The following is a 26,331-nucleotide window of genomic DNA, read 5'->3' as shown; positions in this document are numbered from 1 at the left end:
AGAATACCAAGATGTCTGCAATTAGCGCAATGAAAATCAAATACTGATAAACAATGCTTTGCAGGAAACAACATACTGAATATCAAAGTGTAAAGTAACTGATTTGTTACAAGAATTATAATAAACCACATGAGGGATATGTTGCTCTTCGATATTCGCTATAACTAAACCAAATTAGCAATTATGATAGCAATACTGAAAATCACACTTAATATGAGCAGATTAAAGGTGGTCTTGGACTTCAATTGAGCCAATACTGCTGCATTAAAGCTCATACAAAGAATTGTTACTAGGAACACAAAGACCATTTTGACGGCCATGGGAATACTTTGGATTAGCAAAAGCATCACAGCTGCAGACCCAAGACAACTTTGTCCTATAATCGCGATAGCGGAATAACCTGTTTGTTGTTTTTTAAACTCGGACAACAAACTGTTATACAATTTAAACCTAAGATTGACTCTTTTATCAGATTCAAGATGGGTCATCGGTATTGTCTTTGAATTTTTCATTGTTGTGATTTTTTGAAATTATTCGTAATTGTTTTTCAGTTGCTATTATTTTCATTTGGTTGAACATACACGTTCTTCAAAGCGGATATGATGTTGAAGTTATTCTCCTATAAGGCTCAATGATTTTGTTGGTGTTTCGATTTTTGGTAAAAAGCATGTGTAGTTTTTTATGCTGTAAGCAAACTCGTTTTACCAGTTTATTGCCATCTCTTAAGGTGGCAATATGTTGTTTTCCTATAACTCAGAATATTGTTTTAAATAAAATTTAAAGATCAGTCCGCAAACTTTTTCATACGGACCTCAGATATTCTTCTTTAGAATCCAAACATATTTTCTAACAAAGTAGTAAGCCGTTATGGTGATCACGGCTTACACCTTATAATGCTTTGTCTCTTTTTATAGGCTTGGTTTTCATAGTTTTTCAAGCAATGAATTTTTGTTCCAATAACTCTGCTTTGGGAAACAAAATATTGTTTTCTAAATGAATATGCCTGTGCAAGTCTTCCTCGAATTCTTTAAGTAAGGAGAATGCGACCCTATAAGTACTGCATGCGTCTACTGGTGGATTGTAGTCTTTGCTAAGTTCTGCTATCAACCTAAACCTTTCGCCCTCGTTCTCATGTTCTTGCATCATCATGGCTATTGGGTTTTTGACCGTACCGAAATGTGGTCTGTCAAGGGATTCGTTTTGTGATTCGGCCTTGACCATTTTGCATACCCATGGGAAGAGCAGCAACTCCTCTTTTTTCATATGCATTGCCAGTTCGCCAGCCGAAGCGTTGAAATGCTCATTAATTTCGAAAAGTTCAGGATGGCGTTCGCCATGTACCTCGCAAAGTTTCGTTAGGTATTCTTTTAAAACGGGAATTCCTTTTTCGACATAGCGGTGGTGTTTTTTTTCGATATAGTCCACAAGCAGGTCCAACGGCCAAGACTTAAAATCGGTGTTGTCGTTGCTGGCTTGTCTTTGTACTTCGTCTATCTCTCCGAGTAGCACGTCAACATCAAGATGATGCTTTTCGGCCACCTCTTGAACGCTACGGTTGCCCTTACAACAAAAATCTATTTTATGGTTCTTGAACACTTGAGCGGTTCGATAATCTTCAGCGACCATTTGGCCAATAGTTTTTTCCAATAATTTTTCCATGATATGAGCTATATAAAATTAATTTCAGATTTAACGGCCATGACAGCTATGGCCTTAAAGTCTTTTTCAATGATTAATTTGTGTTCCTTTCTTGCAGGAATAATAAGGCAGTCACGTTTTTTCAAAAAATGATTTTTATCCGGCATCTGTAGTAATGCTTCACCGGCCTGCACCAGGATAACAGCTTCAAGAGTACTGTAATGTGCGGGCATTTTCATTCCTGCGCTACCTTCGATGCGTAGAATTTTAAAAGTGTCGCCCAAAGCCAAGCGAGTTAATTCTGGTTTATTTTGTACTTCCATGATTTCTTGTTTTTGCTTCTTCCCACTTTATTAATTTAGAACGAGAACGCGGGGAAGATTTGCGTTAACTGGATTTTTGCGATAATAGGATAAAAATGTCCGAATTAAAATTAATTTTTTTTAGCGTTTTAGATATGTCAATCCTACTTCTAGGCCTACCGCCATTTCGTACAAGCTAGTATTTTCGAGCATTTCTTTTAAATCATTGCGTATGGCAACGAATTTATCATGTACAGGGCAGGGTTTGGCAGCATTACACTCCTTAAGTCCGAGTCCACAACCTATATAGATCTTATTGCCTTCGATGGCATTTATAATTTCACTTAGTTTTACACGGTCAATTTGTTTCCTGCCAATTTCAAAGCCTCCAAAAGCACCTTTAACTGAATCAATGATTTCATTCCTAGACAATTGTTGTAGAATTTTGGCGGTAAAAGCTACCGGGGAATCTATTTCCTCAGCAATTTCCTTTAAACTGACACGTCTACCCTCTAAGGATTGTGAAGCGATGTAGGTCGCTGCTCTGATACCGTATTCGCACGCTTTTGAAAACATCTTGATTATTAATAGTAATCAAAGATATTAATTATTTATAATTCGGACAAAAATATCCAATTTAAATTTAAGCAATAAATCTCTGATGGTATTAATTTCTGTCACACTCTATACTTTCTTGTCTAAATAATTACCTTGCCTCTGTCTTACACTGATTAAGAAATATGACATATAGGATATGTTCCCAATTCAAATAAGGATTTAAAAACGGTATGACTGGGCAAACGAAATTAATACTTTTCTATAGGTCAATGCCTTTGAATAGCTAAGTTCACTACAGATTGATAAAAAGCCTAAGAGCATTAGGTGTTACTGAAATAAAGAAGTTAAGTGCTAGTAAATAGGAGGAAGGTGATGCTCATTTTGAAAGAGCGTATTATCGAATTTACACTAGATTGTTTCTATTTCCAGCTCATAAATTATGCCCTCGAATAGAGCCTAAAGAACTTCGGTGATTATTGACCCAATGCCAGTCGCTATGTAATTTAGTGGTCTTGTGGCAAAAGAGGTATTTATTTTTTGTAACGGAAAGTTGGTAGACAGAAGTTTTTTGCCTCAAGTAATTTTACTACATCCGTTCTATACCGAGTATAACTATTTTGGTTGTAATTATAGAATTGTTGCTGAAAAAAAAGAATTTTTTGGGAGGGCGTAAGGCTATAAATACGGGTTTGAGCAAGTATACCGATAATCTAAAATCGGGTACTGCGCCCTATTGCAATATAATGGATTTATTATAGCGGTACCATTTATATGTCGCCCATAGAAAAATAACCGTACCTACGGAACTTATGATAATAACTAAGCTTATTTGCCACGGCTTTAGCAAGACGATTAGCAGTAGTCCCGTAAAATCATCAAAAGACCTAGAAAGGCTATAAACCTGTACTTTTTCACTTGTCCTGATTATTCAATTAGTCATTGAAATCAAAATTCATTAATACAATCCTCACTATTCTAGTCCTTACCAACTAACTAATTGTTTACTGCAAAAAGTCTGTTTTTCAAGCCTGCTAATTATAGAATCCGCATATTCTCCAAATTAAATTCGTGTTGGTAAATCTTCTTAATATGCTTAGAGAATCTTTTTCGAAAACAATCGTACACTGTAGACTTCTATTAATACCAATAATACGTTATACTTGAGTTCACCTCTATCATTCATGTATTTTTCCTATAGTAATTATAAACATTTTTAATTTAAATTATAAAAAGGTCATTTAATATTTTTATATTCGAATAATCTTTTCTTCAAGCTTAATAGTTGAAGAAAAGAGCTGTCTTACGATTAAGGAGTCCTTATAATGAAATATTTCAGACCATGAAATGCTTCTAGCTTAACGAATTAATACTAGTATGAAAGATTTAAAAAAGGAAAATCCCTACGGAATAAAAAAGAATATTGATTATTTAATGGATACCAAAAACTGGTGGCCCCCATTGATTTTTATCCTAATAATCAGTTTAGCTGGTGTTGGAATGATAGGTTACCAGACCTACAATGACGCGCCTCCTATGTCGGGCTTTACATCAACTAAGGGAGAAGTTTTAATAGACCAGTCTACCATAGAACAAGGTCAGACAGTTTTCCACAAATATGCCTTAATGGAATATGGTTCATTTTTTGGTGATGGCGCACAGCGAGGGCCTGATTTCACAGCCGAAGCCTTGCACTTCATCAATGTATATATGAACGACTATTATCAAAAGCAGTTTGAAGAGTTGAAAGGCAGGGAAGTTACTGAAAACGAGAAACAAGTAATCAATGAAAAGGTAAAACATGACCTCAAAACAAATACTTATGATGAAGCAGCGAATACCATTATTTTAAATGATGCTTATGCATTTGCTTTAGGAAAGCTTAAAGAATACTATTTGAACGTCTTTGCAGGAGATAATCCGGAAAATTCCTTTTCGCTCCCGAATTATATAACCAATACCCAAGAAATCGAAGATTTGGCCAGCTTCTTTTTCTGGGGTGCTTGGGTATGTGTCACGGAAAGACCCGGTGAAAACTTTAGTTATACCCATAATTGGCCTTATGATTCATTGGCTGGCAACACCCCCACTTCCCCGGTCGTTCTCTGGAGCGTCTTGGGTATGCTCGCCTTTATGCTAGTCTGTGGATTTGTACTCTATTTCATTGGGCAGTACAACCAGCTATCTAATAAATTTTTCAAACCGGCATCAAAGGAACTCTTGACCCTTAAACGGGTACAGGATTTTGTTCCCAGCAGAACCCAAAAAGCTTCTTATAAATTTTTCCTGGTGGCCATTATTCTTTTTTTTATTCAGGTGGCCAGCGGATTTATTACCATTAACGAGTTTATAGACTATCTAGGCTATTTTGGTATTAACCTTTCCGAGTATTTTCCTGTGACCGTGTCTAGAAGCTGGCATTTGATGCTATCGCTTTATTGGATATCGACCTGTTGGATTGCGTCCTCCATTTTTATTCTTCCCTTATTGGCCAAAAAGGAAGTGAAGGGCCAACTCACCCTTATCAACATTCTTTTTTTGCTCCTTTTTGTATTGGTTGCTGGATCATTGACCGGTATGGTACTTGGGCCATTAGGCCTTTTAGGTGAATGGTGGTATGCCTTTGGGCATCAAGGCTGGGAATTTGTGGATTTTGGGCGCGCTTTTCAAGTACTGTTGATGCTAATTTTCATTCTTTGGGGTGTCGTAGTCTACCGAGGTGTTAGGCCTGCTTTTATAAAAAGTATGCCGTGGAACCTGCCTAATTGGATTATGTATTCTGTTGTGGGAATCCCGATACTCTTCATCTCGGGGTTTGTAGCCAGGCCAGAGACCAATTTTGTTATCGCTGATTTCTGGCGATGGATGGTTGTTCACATGTGGGTAGAGGCGTTTTTTGAGGTGTTCATTACCGTAATCGTTAGTTATTTGATGGTTCTGATGGGGTTAGTGAGCCGCAATGCCGCTATTCGGGTTATCTATTTTGCCACTATTTTATTTTTGGGAACCGGCCTTTTGGGTATATCGCATAATTTTTATTGGAATGCAAAGCCCGTCGCCACAATGGCCTTGGGAAGTGTCTTCTCAACCCTTCAGTTTGTTCCCTTGATTCTATTGACCGTAGAAGCATGGCGCTTTAAGAACATGCCCAAGATAGCCCTTAATGGAATTAAACCCACGGAACTAGGCGATTTCGGATTTCCCGAGGTATTCTCATTCTTGATAGCTGTAAATTTTTGGAATTTCTTCGGAGCCGGGGTATTGGGAATCATCATCAACCTGCCTATATTGAACTATTATGAACATGGAACATACCTCACCGTTAACCACGCGCATGCTGCCCTAATGGGAGTTTACGGGAATATTTCGCTAGCTGCCATGCTATTTGCATCTCGGCTATTGTTCAAATCCAAAAGGTGGAACAAAAACTTGGTCAAAATCTCCTTTTGGTCCATTAATGCTGGACTTATGCTTATGGTGCTACTGGACCTACTCCCTGCCGGAATCATACAGTTCAAGGAGGTAGTTGAGAGTGGTCTATGGTTTGCAAGGTCGGAACAGTTCATAGGAGGAGAAAATTTTAAATCATTGACATGGTTGCGAGCAATAGGTGCTTGTATTTTCCTCTTTGGTGGGGTCATACCCTTAATGCTGTTTATGGCTTCAAGGATGAATTCCCTAAAGCCGGGTTCCTATTCGGTAACATCGCTTGAAGAAAACCAATCAGAAGAATGAACTAATGAATGTTAGTGTAAATGAAAGCGTTTCCTATTAGACGGGAATAGGACTTTGTAAACAAATCTTATAGTGAGAATATGGATACTCAGAATTGAAATTAACAAAAATTAATCCTTAAATATAGTATTATGAAAACAAAAGAAATGGTAGTATCAATCGTACTTATCGGGTTTTTGTGGATGCCCTGTAAAGCTCAAGTTGACTTGGTAAACGATGAATTTCCCGAAGCAAAGGAAGAAGTAATGAAAACCTTTGGGGAAATGGCCCAAAGCATCAAAGATGGGGATATGGACAAGCTTATCTCCTTTCACGCTTATAGTCCAAAATTCACGGAATTCAAGAACGGGGAACCACGTAACGGTAGCGATGCCAACGAAACACATGAACGCAACACTTTTGGCTCTGTGACCGAAGTTATAAAATTTGATGCAAAAGATTTACAAATTGCGGTATATGGTGATGTGGCCAATGTAACTTTTCACTCAGATTTTCATCTTAAGTTTGATGAAGACCTAGTCGTGGTAAATGACCAAATTACGTTATTGTTCGTTAAGACCGATAGTGGCTGGAAAATGGTTCATGAGCACCATTCCCCACTTAAGAATTTAACTAATGAACAATAGATTTTATTTGGTAAGACAGTCTTAATTGTAATACAGACTACTATTTAGGCATCTAATTTAGTAGCCTGTATTATAAGTTTATATTGACTTCGAAGTTGATCATAATCATTGATTTTCAAGACATTTGAAATAAAATCTTTTAGTTTGAGTTGGTATATCACTATGTCCGAAATAGTGGAAACGGTCTTAAAAGTGATTATGTGTTGATAAGATTCTTAATAAGTCAAATCTTCTTGTTTGAGAAGATTAAAGAATCAATGTATCTTTATAAAATATAAAAAGGTCATTTAATGTTGTAATTATGTATTGTTTTGATTTTCATGTAGTGATGCAAGAGGTGCCGGGCGAAATAAGCCTTTGTTTCACCATATCAGGATGTCCGCTTCGTTGTGAAGGGTGCCACTCTCCTTTCTTATGGAAAGAAGGGAGTGGGTCTAAAATTAACAGAAAGGCTTATAAAGATATTCTTTATCGATATACAGGTTTTGCCAGTTGCGTTCTATTCATGGGAGGTGAGTGGCATCCAAAAGAACTGGTTTTCTATTTAAGATATGCCAGGGAACACGGTTATAAAACCTGTCTTTATTCAGGGTTGGATGAAGTGAATCAACGAATCCTAAATCATCTGACCTATATCAAAACCGGCCCATGGGTAAAAGAATTGGGCGGGCTTGGAAGTGAGACAACAAATCAAAAATTTAAAGAAGTAAAAACGGACAAGATTCTTAATCATTTATTCATACCTAACTAAATCATCTTATGATACGACTTACAGACGAGCAGATTGCAAAAAAAATAGATTTCATTGACCACTATCTCAATTCCGGTAACGCAGCGGACGGTTCCAAGGTAGATTCCAACGCTAACGTAACTTCAAAAAATATTGCTACCATGGAGGCCGAATTGAACAAGGACATTAATATTCAAGTAAATCGGGCCTTAGTAAAACAAAAGATAGCATCCCTTTTTGGAGATGAACTGGCCAAGGAGTATATCCGACAAATAGAATCACATGAAATTTATGTTCATGATGAAACCTCGTTGAAGCCCTATTGTGCCTCTATAAGTATGTATCCTTTCCTTTTAGACGGCCTTACCAAATTGGGCGGCGAAAGTCGGGCTCCAAAACACTTGGAGAGTTATTGTGGGGAGTTTGTAAATCTTGTCTTTGCCGTGAGTTCCCAATTCGCCGGCGCTCTGGCTACGGTCGAGTTTTTGCTGTACTTTGACCATTTTGCCGGCAAAGATTATGGCCCAGATTATCTTTCGGAAAATGAAAAACTGATTGCCAATCATTTGCAACATGTAGTCTATGCCGTAAACCAACCCGCCGCTGCTAGGGGCTATCAATCCGTTTTTTGGAATATATCCTTATACGATACGGCTTATTTTGAAAGTATGTTCGGGGACTTTGTGTTCCCAAATATGACCAGGCCGAAATGGGAAAGCGTAAAACGTTTACAAACCTTCTTTATGAAATGGTTCAATGAAGAACGAAAAAAGGCCGTGCTTACTTTTCCGGTAGTTACAGCGGCGATGTTGGTAAAGGACGGTATTCCCGTTGATACGGATTTTACCGAAATGTGCGCCCAAGAATTAAGTGAGGGCAATTCCTTTTTTATCTATCAATCCGAGAACGCCGATAGCCTAGCATCTTGCTGTCGTCTGCGTAACGAAATCAGCGACAATACATTTAGCTACTCTTTAGGCGCAGGCGGCGTAGCTACAGGTTCTGTAAACGTCATTACGTTGAACATGAACCGATTGGTGCAACAGAATGCGGATATTGTGGAAGAGGTCAGAAAAGTACATAAATATCAAGTCGCCTTCAGGCAACTTATGGATGAGTATAAAAATGCGGGAATGCTTCCAGTGTACCAATCTGGATTTATTTGTTTAGAGAAACAGTTTTTGACAATTGGAATCAATGGCATGGCCGAAGCTGCCGAAAGCCAAGGAATTATAGTTGGTAATAATCAGCCATATAAAGATTTTGTAAACCGATATCTAAAAGCTATCTATCAAGAAAATAGAATTGCGAAAGGGCAATACGGATATATGTTCAACACAGAGTTTGTACCTGCTGAGAACCTTGGTGTTAAAAATGCCAAGTGGGATCGAGAGGATGGTTTATTCGTACCAAGGGATTGCTACAACTCTTATTTCTATGTGGTAGAGGACCACAGCATAAATGCGCTTGATAAGATACTACTTCACGGCAAAGAAATCATCCAGTATCTAGATGGGGGTTCGGCCCTACACTTGAATCTTGAGGAGACCCCGAAAAAGGACGGTTTTGTAAGACTAATACATGCCACGGCCAAGGCCGGATGCAATTATTTCTGTTTCAACATTCGGATAACCATATGTAATAAATGTACCCATATCGATAAACGAACGCTCTTCGAGTGTAGTATGTGCTCTTCACAGAATGTAGACCATGCCACTCGGGTCATTGGCTATCTCAAACGGGTATCGAATTTTAGTTCGGGCAGGCAACAAGAGCATCACCTGAGACATTATCATTTGCAAGGCAATGAACGAAATTTAGCAAATAGGAGGGTAGAAATTTTGACACAAAACTTATCTGAATATGAAATTAATACTGCGAACATGCAGGAAAAAATTCTTAAAGCATAATAAATATCGATTTAGGACTTGTTGATATTCTAAATTTTATATGTGCCTTAAATTTTCTGATGTAGACGTTGACCAATTTACCCCACTTTATATTAATAAAAAGTCGCCTTCTATCATCTCTCTGTGGTAGACGATATCCTGTTAGAAAAACTAAGGAAAATGTACTGCGAAAAGTTTGGAATACCCTATCGTGAAATTACGGAAAACGTACTTCAAAACATAGAGATAGCTTTTGCTAGTTCCAAAATCCGGATTTTACAAGATTTAGAAGGAAGTAAATTTACCCTAAACCATATGATCGCAGGAATAACGGAATTGAAAACTAGGGCCGATAAATCTACTACGGCTATTTGAAAAAATCTATGTTTCCGATAAGTTCTAGAAAGAAGGATTTGCCACTAATTCAGTCCAATCCCCGCAAGGAAATTACGGTGCCATTTTCTTCAATTTCCGCAACAAGCTTATCAATGGACTTATCCCTGAAATCACTCAATATCTGTTTTTTAAATGGTGCAACAATAGCATGTGCAGGGCAGGGGTTAATCTCGTTACACTTTGCCAGACCCAAGAAACACTCGTCGAACTTTGCTTCTCCATCGATACTGACCATAACATCCCAAATAGATTTTTTCCTGTTCCGCTTGTCAAGAAAGAAACCACCGCCAGGCCCTTTGGTTGAAGAAACTATTCTAAAGGTGGTAAGGTTGCGTAATAATTGTGCTAAAAACGGCTTAGGTACTTCTAGTTCCTCTGCAATTTTTTTCGCTCCGATTTTGTGGGTTTCACTACTGTGAATAGCAAGATAAAAAATCGCCCTAATGGCATATTTAGTAGAATTTGATAACATAGACAGAGTTTATAAAGCAACAAAGATAATAAAAAGATATTTTTATAATTAATTATGATTTATATCATTGTTTACGGTAGGTTGAACAATTAATTTCGTATGGCAAAAGATGTGCTAAGAGTTCATGTAATAACAAAACTATTTGTTTGTTGGAATATAAAAAATAGCCACGGTTTGGAAAGTGTAAAACATACTGATTTTCTCACTCCGCAAATTGACCTTTGCAAAGATATAACAAGGCTCAAGAAGGCAAAGAATGTAGTCATTTTAGCCCATTATTACCAGCGGCCCGAGATTCAGGAAGTTGCAGATTACGTGGGCGATAGTCTTGGTCTTTCTAAAGCTGCCGCGAAAACCGATGCGGACATTATTGTTTTTGCAGGCGTACATTTTATGGCTGAAACAGCCAAGATATTGAATCCCAAGAAGAAAGTTCTCCTTCCCGATATGTCCGCCGGCTGTTCTTTGGCCGATTCCTGTCCGCCAGAGGCGTTTCAAGAATTTATAGCACTTCATCCAGATCACTTTGTGGTTACTTACATCAACTGTTCAGCGGCAGTAAAGGCAATGAGCGATTTTGTTTGTACGTCATCCAATGCGCTGGAAATTATAAATTCCATACCTGAGAACGCCCCTATCATTTTTGCGCCCGATAGAAATTTGGGTAGGTATATTATCGAACAAACCGGTCGGGATATGTTGCTATGGGAAGGTAGCTGTATCGTGCATGAGGCGTTCAGCATTGACAAACTCCTAGAGCTATACCAAAAGAATCCTGACGCATTGATCATTGCTCATCCCGAATCGGAAGAACATATATTAAAAATAGCCAACTACATTGGTTCTACCGCCGGTATGCTTGCCTTTGTTAAAAAGCATCCTTATGAAAAATATATCGTTGCTACCGAGGCAGGAATTCTACATGAAATGCGGAAAGAAGTGCCAGGTGCACAGCTTATTCCTGCACCCGCCATGGCGGACAATAGCTGTGCTTGTAGCGAATGTGCCTATATGAAGGTCAATACACTACAAAGGCTATTTGAGTGTCTAAAAGATGAAACGCCAGAAATACACGTTTCGGAAACTATTGCAAAAAAGGCCCTGGTGCCGATCGAACGGATGTTGGCACTTTCAAAATAAACAGCAATGACCTCAGTTGACTATTTAGTTATCGGCTCTGGAGTGGCGGGTTTGACCTTTGCACTTAAAATCGCTGAAAAATTCAAGGAGAGGACCGTCTGGATAGTAACGAAATCTGAAGAGGATGAAACGAATACCAAATATGCCCAAGGTGGGGTAGCGGCCGTTCTTGATTTTGGGGAGGATTCCTTTCAGAAACATATTCAAGACACCCTATTTGCCGGTAATGGTCTATGCGAACCCAGCATAGTCGAAATGGTTATTAAGGAAGGTCCGAATCGTTTGCGCGACCTACTATCATGGGGCGCTAATTTTGATATAGGCCAAGATGGAAAGCTAGATCGTGGCAAAGAAGGGGGTCATTCCGAACATCGCATCATTCACCATAAGGACGGTACGGGACTTGAGATTGAACAAACATTATTAAAGTGTATCCATACCCTTCCGAATATTATCCTTTTAAAACATCATTTTGCCATAGATCTCATTACGGAACATCAGGCCTGTGATACAAAATCAAGCCTTCTAACCTGCTACGGTGCTTACGTTCTCGATCAAAATACAGGACATGTAGAGATTTTTAAAGCCAAGAATACCCTTATGGCCACTGGAGGTATCAGTAGGGTCTATGGCCATACCACCAACCCCACCATTGCGACGGGAGATGGCATAGCAATGGCCTACAGGGCTAAAGCACGAATTGTAGATATGGAGTTCATACAGTTCCATCCTACATTGTTCTGTGATGGTAAAGAAGGGCAGTCTTTTTTAATTTCTGAGGCCGTTCGAGGTTTTGGGGCATATCTAAGGAATAAGGCAGGGCATCGCTTTATGCTCGATTATGACGAGAGGGGAGAGTTGGCATCTCGGGATATCGTTTCAAGAGGTATCGATAGTGAACTCAAAAATTCAGGAGAACCTTGCGTATTCCTAGATTGTACTCATCTTGACACAGATGCTTTCAAGACCCGTTTTCCGACCATATATTCTGAATGCCAAAAGAACCATATTTATATTGAAAAGGATTGGATTCCTGTGGTACCTGCGGCCCATTATTTATGTGGAGGCATTGAAGTTGATAAATTCGGAAGAACAGCTATAAAAAATCTTTTTGCCTGTGGCGAATGCTCGAGGACAGGCTTACATGGAGCAAACAGATTGGCATCCAACTCCCTGTTGGAAGCCTTGGTATACGCCCACAATACCTATCAATACCTTAGCACTAATATTGAACTGCCCGTTTCAGTAGCGATTCCCGAATGGAGCACGAAAGGCGCCGTCATGCCTAACGACAAAATAATTATCCAGCAACATTTAAAAGAGTTGCAAGCCTTGATGCGAAACTATGCCGGGATCGTTAAAAGCACTAAGAATTTACAAAAAGCAGTCGAACATCTTGATGTGCTTTATCAAGAAGTTGAGATACTCTATCGAGATTCAAAAGTGAATCCGGTGCTTTGTGAATTACGTAATATGGTAAATGTCGCCCATCTGATCATTGGGCAATCTCTAAAAAGAAACAGTAACAAAGGTGGATACTACAACACGGATTATGCGCCTCAATTTAATATTCTAAAATAATTTACACTATAAAATAATATTCTATGACTAGTAGCATAATAAAAGAAAGTCTATCGGAAAGTTTTTCCTACGAAGCCTATTTGGTCTTAATAAGGAATCTTGTTGTTCAGAAAATGACGACGGGAACTGATCAGAGCGAGCAACGGATACAACATACGAAATTGAACGCCAGTAGAATGCGGCGAATAGATAAGACTGTTGAAATACCAAAAAATTCGCTTCAGCCTTTTCTTGATATTCAGGAAAAACAAAGGTGGATGATTATATTGGAAAGTTGGTGTGCAGATGGCGCACAAACCATACCGATACTGAATAAAATCGCGAAAGCCACGCCGATGATAGACCTGACCATAGTGCTAAGAGATGAGAACCCAGAACTGATGAACCTGTTCTTGACCAATGGAACCGAATCCATACCCAAACTCATCATAACGGATACCAAAGGCGAATTTCTAACCTCTTGGGGCCCAAGATCTAAGGCAGCTAGCAAATTAGTGCATGATTACAAAAAGCAAAACGGTAAGATAGACGAGCATTTAAAGGAAGAACTACAACATTGGTATAACAAAGACCGAGGAAAGGAAATTATAAATGATCTTGTAGAAGTGATAGGAGAATGCAGGCCTAGTGAGCATGTGGCTAAATAATCGGGGCTAACTCCAATAAAAAATAGCGTTATGAGCAAAGCGAAGAGATACGACCATACACTAACCTTGTCTGAAAATGAAATGCGCGACTATGGCTACACTATTATAGATACGCTAGTCAATCACTTTATAAATATCAACGATAAAAAACCAGTGGCGTTGGGTACACGAAAAGAGATGGAAGAGCTTTTGGAGGAAAAGATTCCTGAAACGGGACAAGATCCAATGAAAGTGATAAACCATATTATTCATGATGTTCTTGAGAAAAACGATTTGTTCTCACACCCCAAATCTTTTGCCTTTGTACCAAGCCCTAGCAATTTCGTAAGTGTAATGGCAGATACCTTAGCCACAGGGTTCAATATATTCTCTGGAGGTTGGTCGGTATCACCTGCTGCCTCTGAGATCGAGATTATTACCATCAACTGGTTGCTTCGGATATTCGGTTTTCCCGTTAAGAATGGAGGAGGCCTGTTCACTAGCGGAGGTTCTATGGCGAATCTCACGGCTTTACTGGCGGCAAGAAGAAATAAATGTGGAGATGATTTTTCGAAGGCGACCATTTATTTATCCGATCAGGCGCATTCTTCCAATATAAAGGCCATAAAAATAATGGGGTTCAAACAAGATCAGATTCGACTCATACCAACCGATTCGGAATTTAGGATTTCGTTAAATGGACTCTCCAAAGCCATTGCCTTGGATAAACTAAGGGGGTTGAATCCTTTTTGTATCATAGCGACAGCTGGTACTACAAATACAGGAGCGGTAGACCCCCTTGAAGAGTTAGGCAATATATGTAAAAATGAAAATTTATGGTTTCATGTAGACGGTGCCTATGGTGCCGCGGCCATGCTCTCAAAAAAAGGTGCTAAAGCGTTAAAAGGAATACAACAGGCGGATTCACTAACCGTCGACCCTCATAAATGGTTTTTTCAACCCTATGAAATTGGTTGTGTGCTAGTAAAAAACCACAAATGGTTAAGTACGGCATTCAGTGAAAAACCAGAGTACCTAAGAGATATTGAAGGTAACGAATCAGAAATAAACTTTCATGAACACGGGGTACAACTAACTCGAAGTTTTAGGGCGTTGAAATTTTACACTTCTATTAAGACGTTCGGTTTGCAAACCTTTCGAAGTGCTATTGATCACGGTATTGAACTAGCGGAAATCGTGGAGTTAGAGTTGCGTAAAAGCCCTGTTTGGGAAGTTGTATCCCATGCAAGTCTATCCGTATTGAATTTTAGGTATAATCCAGTAAATCATAGTTTTTCAGAAGAAAATCTAAACTTGATGAATCAACAAATTGTAGAACAAATAACCGCCTCTAGAGAGGCCATATTGGCTTCTACGGTATTAAATGGCCAAGTAGTTATACGAATGTGTTTGATAAACCCAAGGACAACTTTTGACGATGTACGGACAACCTTGGACGCTTGCCAGGTATTTGCGGAAGAGGCTCCTTGTATACATTAACTAGTAGTTCATTCTCATGCAAGCCCCAAATACTGACAAACAAATTCAGCAAGAACTGGTCAATAGCATTATACACGGCTTTGGAATTATTTTTGGCATAGTTGGTATCCCTATTTTGATAGCCTTTGCCATAAAAAGCAATAATGTACCAGGCGTCATCGGAGCGGCGGTATATGGATTTTGTTTTTTGCAACTATTTACTTTTTCCACCCTTTACCACGGATTTCAACATGTCCGGGCAAAACGCGCATTTGAGATACTAGATCATATTAGTATTTATTTTCTAATTGCTGGCACTTACACCCCATTTTTATTGATTTATTTAAACAATGCTTTTGGTATTACTTTGCTGTCCGTATTGTGGGGCTTGACGGCATTTGGAATTATTTTTAAGATTTTTTTTACAGGCAAATGGAACATTGTTTCGACGTTTGTTTACATAGCCATGGGATGCATAATGGTTGTAGGCGGACGCACTTTTTTTGAAACCATTCCCTCTGTTATAGTGACTATGATCCTTATTGGTAGTGGGCTTTACCTTTTGGGGGTTATATTCTACCTATGGGAAAAGTATACATACAACCATGCCGTGTGGCATTTTTTTGTGCTGGCAGCAGCTGTTTGCCATTATGTAGCGATTTTAATGGCAGTATAACTAATGGACAGTTTTTGATTTGCCGCATATTAGATTTTAAAGAGGCATTTAAATACCGATTCTCGCTGTATCTATGGATGGCAAGATGGGAGTTACCCTTTAGTAAAGGATTAATGTTGGGTTTTCTAAAGGATATGAGAAGGTCATTAATTAGAAAAAAGCCTCTTAAAGAGGCTTTTTAAAGTTGTTTTCCAATAGGAAGTGGCTTCTGCAATGATTGCCGGTATAATCCATTGCCCTTTTTTCCATTCTGTCAAGTTTACAGCATTGAAAAAGCCATACACTATTACCTTTTAATTATTGAAATTACCATAGCAAAGACTAGATTTAAAGGCCAATTTTGATTTAGCAACATCCATTCGATCGGCCATAAGTAGCTGTCGTTGAATTTTTGGAATTCGCCACTTTTGAGCTCTCTTGATTTATTCCTTGCTTTTCTGCATAAACTGTTATGCTGAAAATTCCTATTGCCCCATTTTTGAAAGTTTTTATCTCATCTTTAGAAAGATATTTACCAAGGATATCATCTGGAATGACAATGGGCTTTTCCTTTTGTACTTTCATATTCTGAAAGCCCATATTTTCTATTATTTGCAGATATTCTGATTTCTGAATGGCTCCTGCAACACAACCTGCGTACATTTCCGCATCCTCTCTCAAAGCATCTGGAAGATCACCAACCAAGACGATATCCGAAACACTAAAGTGCCCACCAGGTTTTAACACCCTGTAAATTTCCCCGACAACCTTTTGCTTATTAGGAACAAGGTTCAATACACAATTACTGACCACTACATCAGCTATGTCCTTACTGACAGGCATAGCATCGATATCTCCCTCTCTGAACTCTACATTGTTGTAGCCTAACTTTTCTGCATTTATACGCGCTTTTTCAATCATAATTGGTGTAAAATCAATACCAATTACTTTTCCTTCAACGCCTGTTTCGTGTCGGGCCACGAAGCAATCATTTCCAGCACCTGAACCTAAATCAATTACGGTATCTCCTTTTTTTATTTTGGCGAACTGCGTTGGAAGACCGCAACCTAAGCCCAAATCAGCATCGGCAACATAGCCATTGGTTTCGGAGTAATCATCCATCATAATATTGTAAACTTTGTTTGAAGGTGTGGTCGCTCCACAACAAGAGGAAGCATTTTCAGCTTTGCCTTGTTCGGCGATTTTAGCATACTTTTCTTTTACTATGTCCTTTAATTCTCGTTCTTTTTTCATTATGTAGCGATTATAAGATTGATATTTTTAACTCTGTTTTAGCAGCAATCCTCTTTTTTTGAGATATCTAGATTTAGAAATTGTAACAGTTTCCCCTTCATTTTAGTCCAATTGTTACGGTCTATACAGTAGCAAACACTTGTTCCCTCAATAGTGCCCTTAATAAGCTCCAAATGTTTTAATTCCTTAAGGTGTTGGGAAATAGTTGGTTGGGCAAGTCCTATTTCATCCACTAAATCTCCGCAAACACAAGTATCGATTTTAAATAAATATTGCAAAATTGCTACCCTGGCCGGATGCCCGAAGACTTTTGCCAATAGTGAAATTTCATTTTGCAGGTCGCTAAACATTTCTGTTTTGGTTAATCCCATTTTAATTGCATTTGTTCATTGCAATATTACGATTAATATTACAATGCGCAAGATTTTTTGTGTGATTTTGGGGTTTCAAAAAATTAATAATCCTTTTGAGGATACCCTTTTCAGCTTTTGGGTACTAAGCGCTCATTGTTAGTAGCTACTTCAGAGACATTGCCCATCAAAGAATTTTTCGTTTGATTTTTCAGATAGTTTCTGTCATTGATTTTGAAATCGTAAAAACTAGTTATAATTTAAGTCTGTAGCACTAAAGAAATCATAAAATCTACTTAGATGTCATAAATAAGATAGTTTTTTCATACATTTGCTAACCATATGGTTAAATCATATAGTTAATGAAAGACTCATCTACTGAACAAAAGATTTTGGAAGCAGCCATCAACGTATTTCAAAGGAAAGGGATGGCGGGGACACGCATGCAGGAAATCGCTGATGAAGCGAATATCAATAAGGCCATGTTGCACTACTATTTCAGAAGTAAACAACGGCTGTTCGAGGCTGTTTTTATGCAGGCATTTCAACGATTGGCTCCACATATTAATGCAGTTTTTAATTCCGAGGCCACCATATTCGAAAAGGTAAAAAGCTTTGTGGACCGTTATATTTCATTTGTGATCGATAATCCATATGTGCCCACTTTTCTAATCCAAGAAATCAACAACAATCAGGAATTTGCGGAAGCATTTTTTAATGCGCATGGGGTTCCTGACCCCGGCCCATTTGAAAAACAAATAATCCAAGAAACAGAAAAAGGCATCCTAAAACCTATAGACCCCAAGCAACTAATTTTAAACCTTTTTTCGTTAACTGCGTTTTCGTTTGCGGCGAATGGTCTGGTCAAGGGGCTTTTGAACATCGACGAAGAAACTTTTAAAGCGATGATGGAAGAACGTAAAAAATTGATTCCGCAACTTATTATTAATTCCATCAAGAGATGATCTATATCATGTTAGAAGCGATTAGATAAAACAACATTTGTTTGAACAACTAAATATGATACAATGAATAGACTTTTTTTACTTATCGTATTCAATCTACCCTTTACGGTCCCGGCCCAAGAGACACTTACGCTCGAAGAGTGTTTTGTTCTAGTGTCCGAAAACTATCCATTGGCCAAACAATCCGGCCTGTTGGAAAATCAGGCCCAACTTGATATTGAGGCCCTCCGAAAAGGAAAATTGCCCAAATTGGATGTCAATGCACAGGCCACTTACCAATCGGATGTAACAAGTTTACCCCTCCAACTTCCCAATGTAACCATCGAACCGCCCAACAAGGATCAGTACCGGGCAACTTTGGATGTGAACCAATTGATCTACAACGGTGGCCTTATCGATGCGACCTCCAAAGTGAAGGATGCCACATCAAAAGTAAACCAACAACAGGTAGATGTGAATTTGTATGGACTGAAAAATCAGGTCAACTCAATGTACCTATCGGTGTTGTTGTTGCAGGAAAACCAAGCCTTGCTAAATGCAAAGGAGGGGCAATTAATAGCCCGATTGGAAGAAGTTCAAGCAGGGGTAAAATATGGGGCTTTGCTGGCCTCCTCTGAACAGGCATTGGAAGCGGAACTCCTAAAAATAAAACAGCAATTCGCAGAACTGAACTATAATAGATCGGCCTTGGTACAACGGTTGTCCCTGCTTATCGGAAAAGAATTGTCAGAAGATGTCAAACTCGCAAGACCAGAGGTATTTTTGGGCGCTACCGGATCACAACGGCCCGAATTACAGCTCTTCGATCTTCAACAGGAACAAATCGATTTTTCCTCTCAGCTACTTTCAAAATCTAATCTTCCCATAGTGAATGCCTTTGCACAGGGCGGTTACGGGAACCCTGGTCTGAACATGCTTGACAATTCCTTCAACACCTTTTATATGACGGGACTGAAATTGAACTGGAACGTATTCGACTGGAAAAAGACCAAGACCGAAAAACAATCCTTGGAAATCAACAAAGAGATTATCGACTCTCAAAAAGAAACTTTTGAGCTCAACAACAATATGGAGCTCGTCAATCTGCAATCCGAAATTGATAAGATTGAGGCATTGATCTCAACCGACAACGAAATCATCGCCCTTCGGGAGAACATCTTGAAAACTGCGGAATCGCAATTAAAGAACGGGGTCATCACATCATCGGCCTATATAACAGAATTTACTAATCTGTTCGAGGCCAAAAGCCAACTGAACTTGCACGAGACACAGCTATTATTGAACGAGATTCAATATCAGATAACTAAAGGAGCCTATTACAAAAACCGATTTTAATTCAATCTATCGCAATGAAACATATATATAATAGCATCACAGTACTTCTTGTAACTACTTTATTGTCCTGTAATAACAATGGCGATAAAGCGGATGGTTACGGAAATTTTGAAGCGACCGAAACGACGGTTTCGGCAGAGGCGAACGGCAAACTGTTGACTTTCAATGTCGAGGAAGGCAACGTATTGGATAAAAACCAACTGGTAGGCGTAATCGACACCGTTCAACTATCGCTAAAACGTGATCAATTGTTGGCCTCTAAAAATACCATTTTTTCAAAATCCCGAAATGTACTCTCACAACGGGAAGTGCTCAAAGAGCAATTAAGGGTTGCCCAAAACGATCAAAACCGGATTGCAAACCTTGTGAAAGCGAACGCCGCTACCACAAAACAACTTGACGATGTCAACGGACAGATCGACATTTTGAAGCAACAGATGAAAAGTGTCGAGACCCAGAACGCCCCTATCGTAAACGAGGTAAAAAGCATCGAGGTACAGGTACAACAAATCGAGGACCAGATCGAAAAGAGTGTTATTCAAAACCCGGCAAAGGGAACGGTTCTGGTAAAATATGCCGAACCCAACGAAATTACGGCCTTTGGGAAACCCTTGTACAAAATCGCCGATCTCGATGAAATGATACTTCGTGTGTTTATCAGCGAAAACCAACTGTCCAATCTAAAAGTAGGTCAAGAGGTTACGGTAAAAATCGATGATGCAGACTCGATGAAATCCTATCAAGGGCAAATATCATGGATCTCCGATTCAGCCGAGTTTACACCGAAGATCATACAGACAAAAGAGGAGCGGGTCAATTTGGTATACGCGGTAAAAATCAGGGTAAAAAATGATGGGAGCCTGAAAATTGGGATGCCTGCGGAGATGTGGCTTTCCAATACCGAATGATAAATTATGTATGCGCAATTGGAAATGGTAAAACTCCAGATAAGGAAAAATAGCAAATAATCAAAGATGAAAAAAACAGCACTATCAATAGCACTAATATCCTTGGCTTTTACAAGTTGTAAGCAAGCCCCAAAGGAAGACCAAAAAAACACCGAGCCTCAAACCGAAATCCAAACGGTTGAAACAGAACATCATCCGGACAGCGAGTGGGTCAATGATATCGTACTCAACAATGGTATCAAATGGCAGGCGAACCAAGAGACTACGGATGGGGTCATGACCATGTTGTCATTGATCAACGAAAGTAAACTTAACGCCACAGAAGATTATCAAAAGTTGGGCGATGGCTTAAACGAAGTTAAGAACACAGTCGTAAAGGAATGTACCATGAAAGGGGCCTCACACGACAACCTTCATGTATGGCTACATCCGCTTATCGAAAAAATAGAACTCCTTCAGAACACCGGAAGTGTGGAGGAAGGGGCGAAATTGACTTCCAATATAAAGGAACATTTGGAGGGTTATTACGAATATTTTAACTGATCTATTCATATAAAAACCACTATTATGAACGGTAAAAACAACATCGCTGTAGGATTCTTGACCATGGGACTATTTATGGCCTACGGATTCCTTTTGATCTATTTGAGGGACTTTGCCCCCGGCAAGGAAGAATGGGTAAACAGCTACTCCGTCGGGAAGCATTTTGAAAGTAGATTGGCCCATGTTCACGGTAATCTCTTTGCTTTTTTGAACATTCTGATCGGCTATCTATTATTGCATTTTAGGGAACGCCTTTCTAGCGTAAAGGCAATTTCATGGCTCGCCTTGATCGGGCTGTTGATGCCCTTGGGCATTTTGGCCGAAGTCTATCTTGGTCTTCCGCCGATTTTCGTCCTGATCGGTGCCATATCCATGACCACCTCGGTAGTATGGATGGGAATCTCCTTTTATAAAATGAAGTTGAAACCAAGAATAAATTAACCCCAGATACTCATGTCCATTTCATTGAAAAATATCAGTAAATCTTACGGCAAGGTCAAAGCCGTGAACAACATTTCTTTTGATGTCGATCAAGGGGAACTGTTCGGTTTGATAGGTCCTGACGGGGCGGGCAAGACGACCCTTTTCCGCATCTTGACTACCTTGTTATTTCCCGACGAAGGGGAGGCTACGGTTGCGGATTATGGTATTATCAAGGATTACAAAGACATTCGAAGCCATGTCGGCTACATGCCTGGAAGGTTCTCCCTCTATCAAGATCTCACGGTAGAAGAAAACCTGAACTTTTTTGCGACGATTTTCGGAACGACGATCGAAGAGAACTACGATCTGATCAAGGACATTTACGAGCATATCGAACCGTTTAAAGATCGAAGAGCGGGGAAGCTATCGGGGGGGATGAAACAGAAACTGGCTCTTTCCTGTGCCTTGATACACAAACCAAAAGTATTGTTTTTGGACGAGCCGACGACCGGAGTAGATCCCGTTTCCCGTAAAGAGCTCTGGGAAATGCTCAAACGGTTACAGCAGAAAGGAATTACCATTTTGGTATCGACCGCTTATATGGACGAAGCCATCCTTTGTGACAGGGTAGCCCTGATCCAAGATGGTGTTATGTTGAAAATAGATACACCACAGGCCATCATCGATTCCTTTCCTTCAAAGATATATAAGGTAAAAACTGCGAATACGTACAAATTGATCCAGGATTTGCAAACCTATCCCCAAACTCGCAGCGCGTATCCATTTGGGGAATATATGCATTTTACGAGCATCCTTGCGGAATTCAAGCCAGAAGATCTGGTCCGATTTTTAACGGAAAAGGAACATTCCGACATCGAAGTACTTGAAACGGTCGCTACCATTGAGGATGCCTTTATGGATCTCTCGAAAGCCAGCGAATTGGTCGATAATTAGGTAAGCAAAGTCCCGACAGAAATAGTCCGAAAGAAAAAATGGAAAACGAAAAAGTCATACAAGTCGAGAACCTGACAAAAAAGTTCGGGGACTTTACCGCGGTCAACAGCATCTCGTTCGAGGTGGGCAAGGGCGAGGTCTTCGGTTTCTTGGGTGCTAACGGTGCGGGCAAGACCACGGCCATGAAAATGCTGATCGGCATTTCCAAGCCCAGTTCTGGACAGGCAACCGTGGCGGGCTTCGATGTGAAGACCCATGCGGAGGACGTTAAAAAGGGCATCGGCTATATGAGTCAAAAATTCTCGTTGTACAATGACCTGACCATTAAGGAGAACATTACTTTTTTTGGGGGAATCTATGGTTTAAAAACATCCGTGATCAAGGAAAAGTCGCAGCAAATGATCGATGAGCTTGGCCTGCACGATGAGGCCGATAAACTGGTAGGTTCCCTGCCCTTGGGCTGGAAGCAGAAGGTCGCCTTTTCAGTAGCGTTATTGCACAATCCCAAGATCATTTTCCTGGATGAACCAACGGGAGGGGTCGATCCCATTACCCGCCGTCAGTTTTGGGAGATGATCTACCGCGAGGCCAGTAAAGGGGTTACCATTTTTGTTACCACCCACTATATGGACGAGGCGGAATATTGTGATCGCGTTTCCATTATGGTGGAAGGAAAAATCGAAGCCTTGGATACGCCCAAAAAATTAAAGGAACAGTATAATGTGGATTCCATGAACGCGGTTTTTCTGAAACTGGCGCGGAATATCGAATAAACAATATCTCAATGAAACGATTCAAGGGGTTTGTCATCAAGGAGTTTTATCACATTTTTCGCGATAAACGCACATTGGTCATTCTATTCGGGATGCCCATCGTACAGATTCTTTTGTTCGGGTATGCCGTTACCAACGAAATCAATAATGTCGACCTTGCCATTTTGGATAAATCAAAGGACACCGAGACCCAAAAGATCATCAACAATATCGAGGCTTCAAAGTACTTTAAGATCAGCGATGTTTTGGACGACGAAGGTCAGATAGAGGCCATATTCAAAAAAGGACAGGTAAAGGCGGTATTGGTATTCGGCCCCAATTTCGACAAGAATCTGGTAACCCAAAATTTCGCTGATGTACAGATCATTACGGATGCCACCGAACCCAATGTGGCCAACTCGGTAAGCAATTACCTGACCTCCATTTTACATAAATACCAAACGGATATCAACAAGGACATTATTATGCCGTACCAGATCGTACCGCAAACGAAGATGTACTATAATCCCGAACTCAAGAGCGTCTTTATGTTCGTGCCTGGCATCATGACCGTGATCCTGATGCTGGTCTCGGCAATCATGACCTCCATTAGTATTACAAGGGAAAAGGAACTGGGCACGATGGAAATTTTGTTGGTCTCCCCCCTCAAGCCCTACCAAGTTATTCTGGGCAAGGTATTTCCGTATGTTTTCCTTGCCATAGTAAATGCTATTGTGATCTTGGCCCTCGGCTTCTTTGTTTTTAAAATGCCCATACAGGGCAGCTATTTTTTGTTGGCATTGGAAAGTATATTGTTCATTTTCAGCGCCCTCTCGTTGGGCATATTGATCTCGACGATTTCCGAAACCCAACAGACCGCGATGATGGCCTCCTTGATGGGGCTGATGCTTCCGACCATTTTGTTATCGGGTTTTATATTTCCCATTTCGAGCATGCCCGTCGCTTTACAGGTCATCAGCAATATCATTCCCGCCAAGTGGTTCATCATTTTGATAAAGGGAATTCTGTTGAAAGGAGTCGGGATTACGGTTCTATGGAAGGAAACATTGATCCTCTTATTGATGATTTCGGCCTTTATCGGCTTGAGCATAAAAAAATACAAGATTAGACTGGAGTAATATGAGAACGATTAACTTCTTATTGGTAAAGGAATTCAAGCAGATCTTTCGCAACAAGCCGATGCTGGTCATTATTTTTATGTTGCCGGTCATACAGTTGTTGATCTTGGCCAACGCTGCTTCTTACGAAGTGAAAAATATTAAATTCTCGGCCATTGACTCGGACAAGACCCCTTATTCCAGGGAGCTGATAAGCAAGTTCAGAGCTTCAACCCAGTTCGATTTTATCGCAATGTACCCTTCTGAAAAAATGGCAAAAGAGGCCGTGCAAGAGGGTACGGTCGATGTTGTACTGCACATTCCCCAATATTTCGAGCGTAATCTTCAAAAGGAGAAAAAAGCATCCCTCTTGATTGCTATCAATGCCATCAACGGGTCCGCGGCGGCGGTGGAGAACATTTATGTAACCTCTATCATAAAAGAGTTTAACCAAGCGGTCCAAGTAGATTTGATCGATCCGGCGGTTATGAAACAAATGCCGAAAAAGGTCAATGCCATTTCCCTGTTCTGGTTCAACCCCGAACTGGATTACAAGACTTTTATGGTGCCGGGAATCCTAGTACTACTGGTTACCATGGTAGCCCTTTTTCTAGCCGGAATGAACATTGTACGTGAAAAAGAATTGGGCACTTTGGAACAGATCAACGTAACCCCTATCAAAAAACACGAGTTCATCATCGGAAAATTGACACCTTTCTGGATTTTGGGTATTGCCGAATTGACCATAGGTCTGGTCATCGCCAAAATAGCCTTTGATATTCCGATGGTGGGCAACTTGGCCCTTCTATTCCTATTCGCTACGGTTTACTTATTGGTAGTCTTGGGCATTGGGTTGTTCATATCCAATTTTACGGAGACCCAGCAACAGGCCATGTTCCTATCATGGTTTTTCGCGGTCATCTTCATCCTGATGAGCGGCTTGTTTACCCCTATCGAAAGTATGCCCGTCTGGGCACAGTTCATTACCGAATTCAATCCCGTTAAATATTTCGTGGAGGTGGTGCGGATGGTCATGCTGAAAGGATCTTCATTATCGGATATTTCCCCACAACTGATTAAACTGGGGATTTATGCCCTTTTGATAAATGCGTTGGCCGTATGGAGCTATAAAAAGGTTACTTGATGGAAAACAACAATAACAATCGATTACGGACCGACGAATCCAAATTTATAAAAGGACCTCTTTCAAGGTTCAAGGAGCTCTTCTTTACTTTTAGGGTGCAGTTCAGCTTTATCAAGGCCTTCCGGAAAATGCACTTTATCGGGCCTTGTGTGACCGTTTTCGGTTCGGCACGCTTCGAGCCCAACAATATATATTATCAACAGGCGGAAAAGGTCGGGGCGGCCTTGGCGAATCTGGGCTTTACGGTCATGACAGGTGGAGGGCCGGGCATTATGGAAGCTGCCAATAAAGGAGCCTACGAAGCCGGAGGATATTCGGTGGGCTGTAACATCATCCTTCCCTTTGAGCAAAAACCGAATCCTTATTTGCATAAATGGATCGACATCCGCTATTTTTTTGTACGCAAGTTCCTCTTGATAAAATACTCCTATGCCTTTGTGGTTATGCCCGGCGGCATGGGCACGTTGGATGAGCTCTTCGAATCGATCACCTTGATCCAGACCAAAATGATCCAAAACTTCCCGGTAGTTGTTTTCGGTTCGGAATACCACAAGGAACTCTGCCAACACATTCAGATTATGGCAAAAGAGGAGAGTATAAGTCCAGAAGATATGAAGTTGTTGTTTGTAACCGATTCCGTGGAAGAAATGGCAGAACATATTAAGACCCATGCCGTTGAAAAGTTCAAGCTTGTAAAAAAAGAGCAAAGACCCAAATGGTGGTTTGGAGAAAGTGACCAAAAAGTAGGTGTATAAAATTGA

The 26,331-nt window shown here is 40.0% G+C and carries 27 protein-coding genes; 20 read left to right on the top strand and 7 right to left on the bottom strand.

The features are described 5' to 3' along the window. Positions 1-164: 164 nt before the first annotated feature. The 4 genes from MS6x_RS01370 to MS6x_RS01355 form a co-directional block, all read right to left on the bottom strand. The gene (locus tag MS6x_RS01370; protein WP_482604993.1) at positions 165-512 is read right to left on the bottom strand and encodes a hypothetical protein; all 348 of its coding nucleotides are present in this window, start codon (positions 510-512) and stop codon (positions 165-167) included. A 421-nt stretch (positions 513-933) separates the two neighbouring features. Then, on the bottom strand, positions 934-1,659 hold the full coding sequence (ric, locus tag MS6x_RS01365) for an iron-sulfur cluster repair di-iron protein (RefSeq protein ID WP_482604992.1): 726 nt from the start codon (positions 1,657-1,659) through the stop codon (positions 934-936). 8 nt (positions 1,660-1,667) lie between these two features. Next, the gene (locus MS6x_RS01360) at positions 1,668-1,961 is read right to left on the bottom strand and encodes a cupin domain-containing protein (RefSeq protein WP_482604991.1); all 294 of its coding nucleotides are present in this window, start codon (positions 1,959-1,961) and stop codon (positions 1,668-1,670) included. 120 nt (positions 1,962-2,081) lie between these two features. Continuing rightward, positions 2,082-2,516 (bottom strand): RrF2 family transcriptional regulator, encoded by a 435-nt coding sequence (locus tag MS6x_RS01355; RefSeq protein WP_482604990.1) that lies wholly within the window; start codon positions 2,514-2,516, stop codon positions 2,082-2,084. 1,356 nt (positions 2,517-3,872) lie between these two features. Here MS6x_RS01355 and MS6x_RS01350 point away from each other — a divergent pair. The 5 genes from MS6x_RS01350 to MS6x_RS01330 all read left to right on the top strand — a co-directional run bounded on the left by MS6x_RS01350 (position 3,873) and on the right by MS6x_RS01330 (position 9,850). After that, entirely contained in the window at positions 3,873-6,230 is a 2,358-nt protein-coding gene (locus tag MS6x_RS01350) for a nitric-oxide reductase large subunit (RefSeq protein ID WP_482604989.1), read from the top strand. A 131-nt stretch (positions 6,231-6,361) separates the two neighbouring features. Beyond that, positions 6,362-6,856 carry a nuclear transport factor 2 family protein gene (locus MS6x_RS01345; RefSeq protein WP_482604988.1) on the top strand — a complete coding sequence of 165 codons (495 nt, stop codon included), beginning with the start codon at positions 6,362-6,364 and terminating at the stop codon, positions 6,854-6,856. 301 nt (positions 6,857-7,157) lie between these two features. After that, on the top strand, positions 7,158-7,607 hold the full coding sequence (gene nrdG, locus MS6x_RS01340; RefSeq protein WP_482604987.1) for an anaerobic ribonucleoside-triphosphate reductase activating protein: 450 nt from the start codon (positions 7,158-7,160) through the stop codon (positions 7,605-7,607). 8 nt (positions 7,608-7,615) lie between these two features. Continuing rightward, the gene (gene nrdD / locus MS6x_RS01335) at positions 7,616-9,496 is read left to right on the top strand and encodes an anaerobic ribonucleoside-triphosphate reductase (RefSeq protein WP_482604986.1); all 1,881 of its coding nucleotides are present in this window, start codon (positions 7,616-7,618) and stop codon (positions 9,494-9,496) included. Positions 9,497-9,655: 159 nt separating this feature from the next. Beyond that, positions 9,656-9,850 carry a hypothetical protein gene (locus tag MS6x_RS01330; protein WP_482604985.1) on the top strand — a complete coding sequence of 65 codons (195 nt, stop codon included), beginning with the start codon at positions 9,656-9,658 and terminating at the stop codon, positions 9,848-9,850. A gap of 49 nt (positions 9,851-9,899) precedes the next feature. Here MS6x_RS01330 and MS6x_RS01325 read toward each other — a convergent pair whose 3' ends face one another. After that, positions 9,900-10,343, bottom strand: coding sequence for an RrF2 family transcriptional regulator (locus MS6x_RS01325; RefSeq protein WP_482604984.1), 444 nt, complete (start codon positions 10,341-10,343; stop codon positions 9,900-9,902). A gap of 174 nt (positions 10,344-10,517) precedes the next feature. On the opposite strand from MS6x_RS01325, the gene nadA reads away from it, so the two are divergent. Genes nadA through trhA form a run of 5 tightly spaced genes read left to right on the top strand, consistent with a single transcriptional unit; the run spans position 10,518 to position 15,845 of the window. Further along, complete coding sequence (nadA, locus tag MS6x_RS01320) at positions 10,518-11,483, top strand: quinolinate synthase NadA (RefSeq protein ID WP_482604983.1); 966 nt, start codon at positions 10,518-10,520, stop codon at positions 11,481-11,483. 6 nt (positions 11,484-11,489) lie between these two features. Then, positions 11,490-13,064, top strand: coding sequence for an L-aspartate oxidase (gene nadB, locus MS6x_RS01315; RefSeq protein WP_482604982.1), 1,575 nt, complete (start codon positions 11,490-11,492; stop codon positions 13,062-13,064). Between the two features lie 23 nt (positions 13,065-13,087). Further along, positions 13,088-13,711 (top strand): thioredoxin family protein, encoded by a 624-nt coding sequence (locus MS6x_RS01310; protein ID WP_482604981.1) that lies wholly within the window; start codon positions 13,088-13,090, stop codon positions 13,709-13,711. A 30-nt stretch (positions 13,712-13,741) separates the two neighbouring features. Further along, positions 13,742-15,190 (top strand): pyridoxal phosphate-dependent decarboxylase family protein, encoded by a 1,449-nt coding sequence (locus tag MS6x_RS01305; protein ID WP_482604980.1) that lies wholly within the window; start codon positions 13,742-13,744, stop codon positions 15,188-15,190. Positions 15,191-15,206: 16 nt separating this feature from the next. Then, entirely contained in the window at positions 15,207-15,845 is a 639-nt protein-coding gene (trhA, locus tag MS6x_RS01300) for a PAQR family membrane homeostasis protein TrhA (protein ID WP_482604979.1), read from the top strand. Between the two features lie 345 nt (positions 15,846-16,190). Here trhA and MS6x_RS01295 read toward each other — a convergent pair whose 3' ends face one another. Together MS6x_RS01295 and MS6x_RS01290 are read right to left on the bottom strand one after the other, a co-directional pair. Further along, entirely contained in the window at positions 16,191-17,078 is an 888-nt protein-coding gene (locus MS6x_RS01295; RefSeq protein WP_482604978.1) for an arsenite methyltransferase, read from the bottom strand. Positions 17,079-17,116: 38 nt separating this feature from the next. Continuing rightward, entirely contained in the window at positions 17,117-17,449 is a 333-nt protein-coding gene (locus MS6x_RS01290) for an ArsR/SmtB family transcription factor (protein WP_482604977.1), read from the bottom strand. A 341-nt stretch (positions 17,450-17,790) separates the two neighbouring features. Here MS6x_RS01290 and MS6x_RS01285 point away from each other — a divergent pair, with 341 nt between their 5' ends. The 10 genes from MS6x_RS01285 (at position 17,791) to MS6x_RS01240 (ending at position 26,325) form a co-directional block, all read left to right on the top strand. Next, a complete protein-coding gene (locus MS6x_RS01285; protein ID WP_482604976.1) occupies positions 17,791-18,393 on the top strand; it encodes a TetR/AcrR family transcriptional regulator in 603 nt (200 codons plus the stop codon). A gap of 63 nt (positions 18,394-18,456) precedes the next feature. Continuing rightward, the gene (locus MS6x_RS01280; RefSeq protein WP_482604975.1) at positions 18,457-19,728 is read left to right on the top strand and encodes a TolC family protein; all 1,272 of its coding nucleotides are present in this window, start codon (positions 18,457-18,459) and stop codon (positions 19,726-19,728) included. Positions 19,729-19,742: 14 nt separating this feature from the next. Continuing rightward, positions 19,743-20,636, top strand: coding sequence for an HlyD family secretion protein (locus MS6x_RS01275; RefSeq protein WP_482604973.1), 894 nt, complete (start codon positions 19,743-19,745; stop codon positions 20,634-20,636). A gap of 66 nt (positions 20,637-20,702) precedes the next feature. Then, positions 20,703-21,179, top strand: coding sequence for a hypothetical protein (locus MS6x_RS01270; RefSeq protein WP_482604971.1), 477 nt, complete (start codon positions 20,703-20,705; stop codon positions 21,177-21,179). Positions 21,180-21,203: 24 nt separating this feature from the next. Then, positions 21,204-21,620 (top strand): hypothetical protein, encoded by a 417-nt coding sequence (locus MS6x_RS01265; RefSeq protein ID WP_482604970.1) that lies wholly within the window; start codon positions 21,204-21,206, stop codon positions 21,618-21,620. Between the two features lie 12 nt (positions 21,621-21,632). Continuing rightward, positions 21,633-22,556, top strand: coding sequence for an ABC transporter ATP-binding protein (locus tag MS6x_RS01260; protein ID WP_482604968.1), 924 nt, complete (start codon positions 21,633-21,635; stop codon positions 22,554-22,556). 38 nt (positions 22,557-22,594) lie between these two features. After that, on the top strand, positions 22,595-23,329 hold the full coding sequence (locus MS6x_RS01255) for an ABC transporter ATP-binding protein (protein ID WP_482604966.1): 735 nt from the start codon (positions 22,595-22,597) through the stop codon (positions 23,327-23,329). Between the two features lie 11 nt (positions 23,330-23,340). Next, positions 23,341-24,447 (top strand): ABC transporter permease, encoded by a 1,107-nt coding sequence (locus MS6x_RS01250; RefSeq protein ID WP_482604964.1) that lies wholly within the window; start codon positions 23,341-23,343, stop codon positions 24,445-24,447. Position 24,448: 1 nt separating this feature from the next. Then, positions 24,449-25,570 (top strand): ABC transporter permease, encoded by a 1,122-nt coding sequence (locus MS6x_RS01245; protein ID WP_482604963.1) that lies wholly within the window; start codon positions 24,449-24,451, stop codon positions 25,568-25,570. Next, positions 25,570-26,325, top strand: coding sequence for an LOG family protein (locus MS6x_RS01240; protein ID WP_482604961.1), 756 nt, complete (start codon positions 25,570-25,572; stop codon positions 26,323-26,325). The genes MS6x_RS01245 and MS6x_RS01240 overlap by 1 nt, the downstream gene beginning before the upstream one ends. Positions 26,326-26,331: the final 6 nt, after the last annotated feature.

The organism is Maribacter sp. MS6 (genome assembly GCF_056839185.1).
This window is presented reverse-complemented; position numbering and strand designations above follow the sequence as displayed.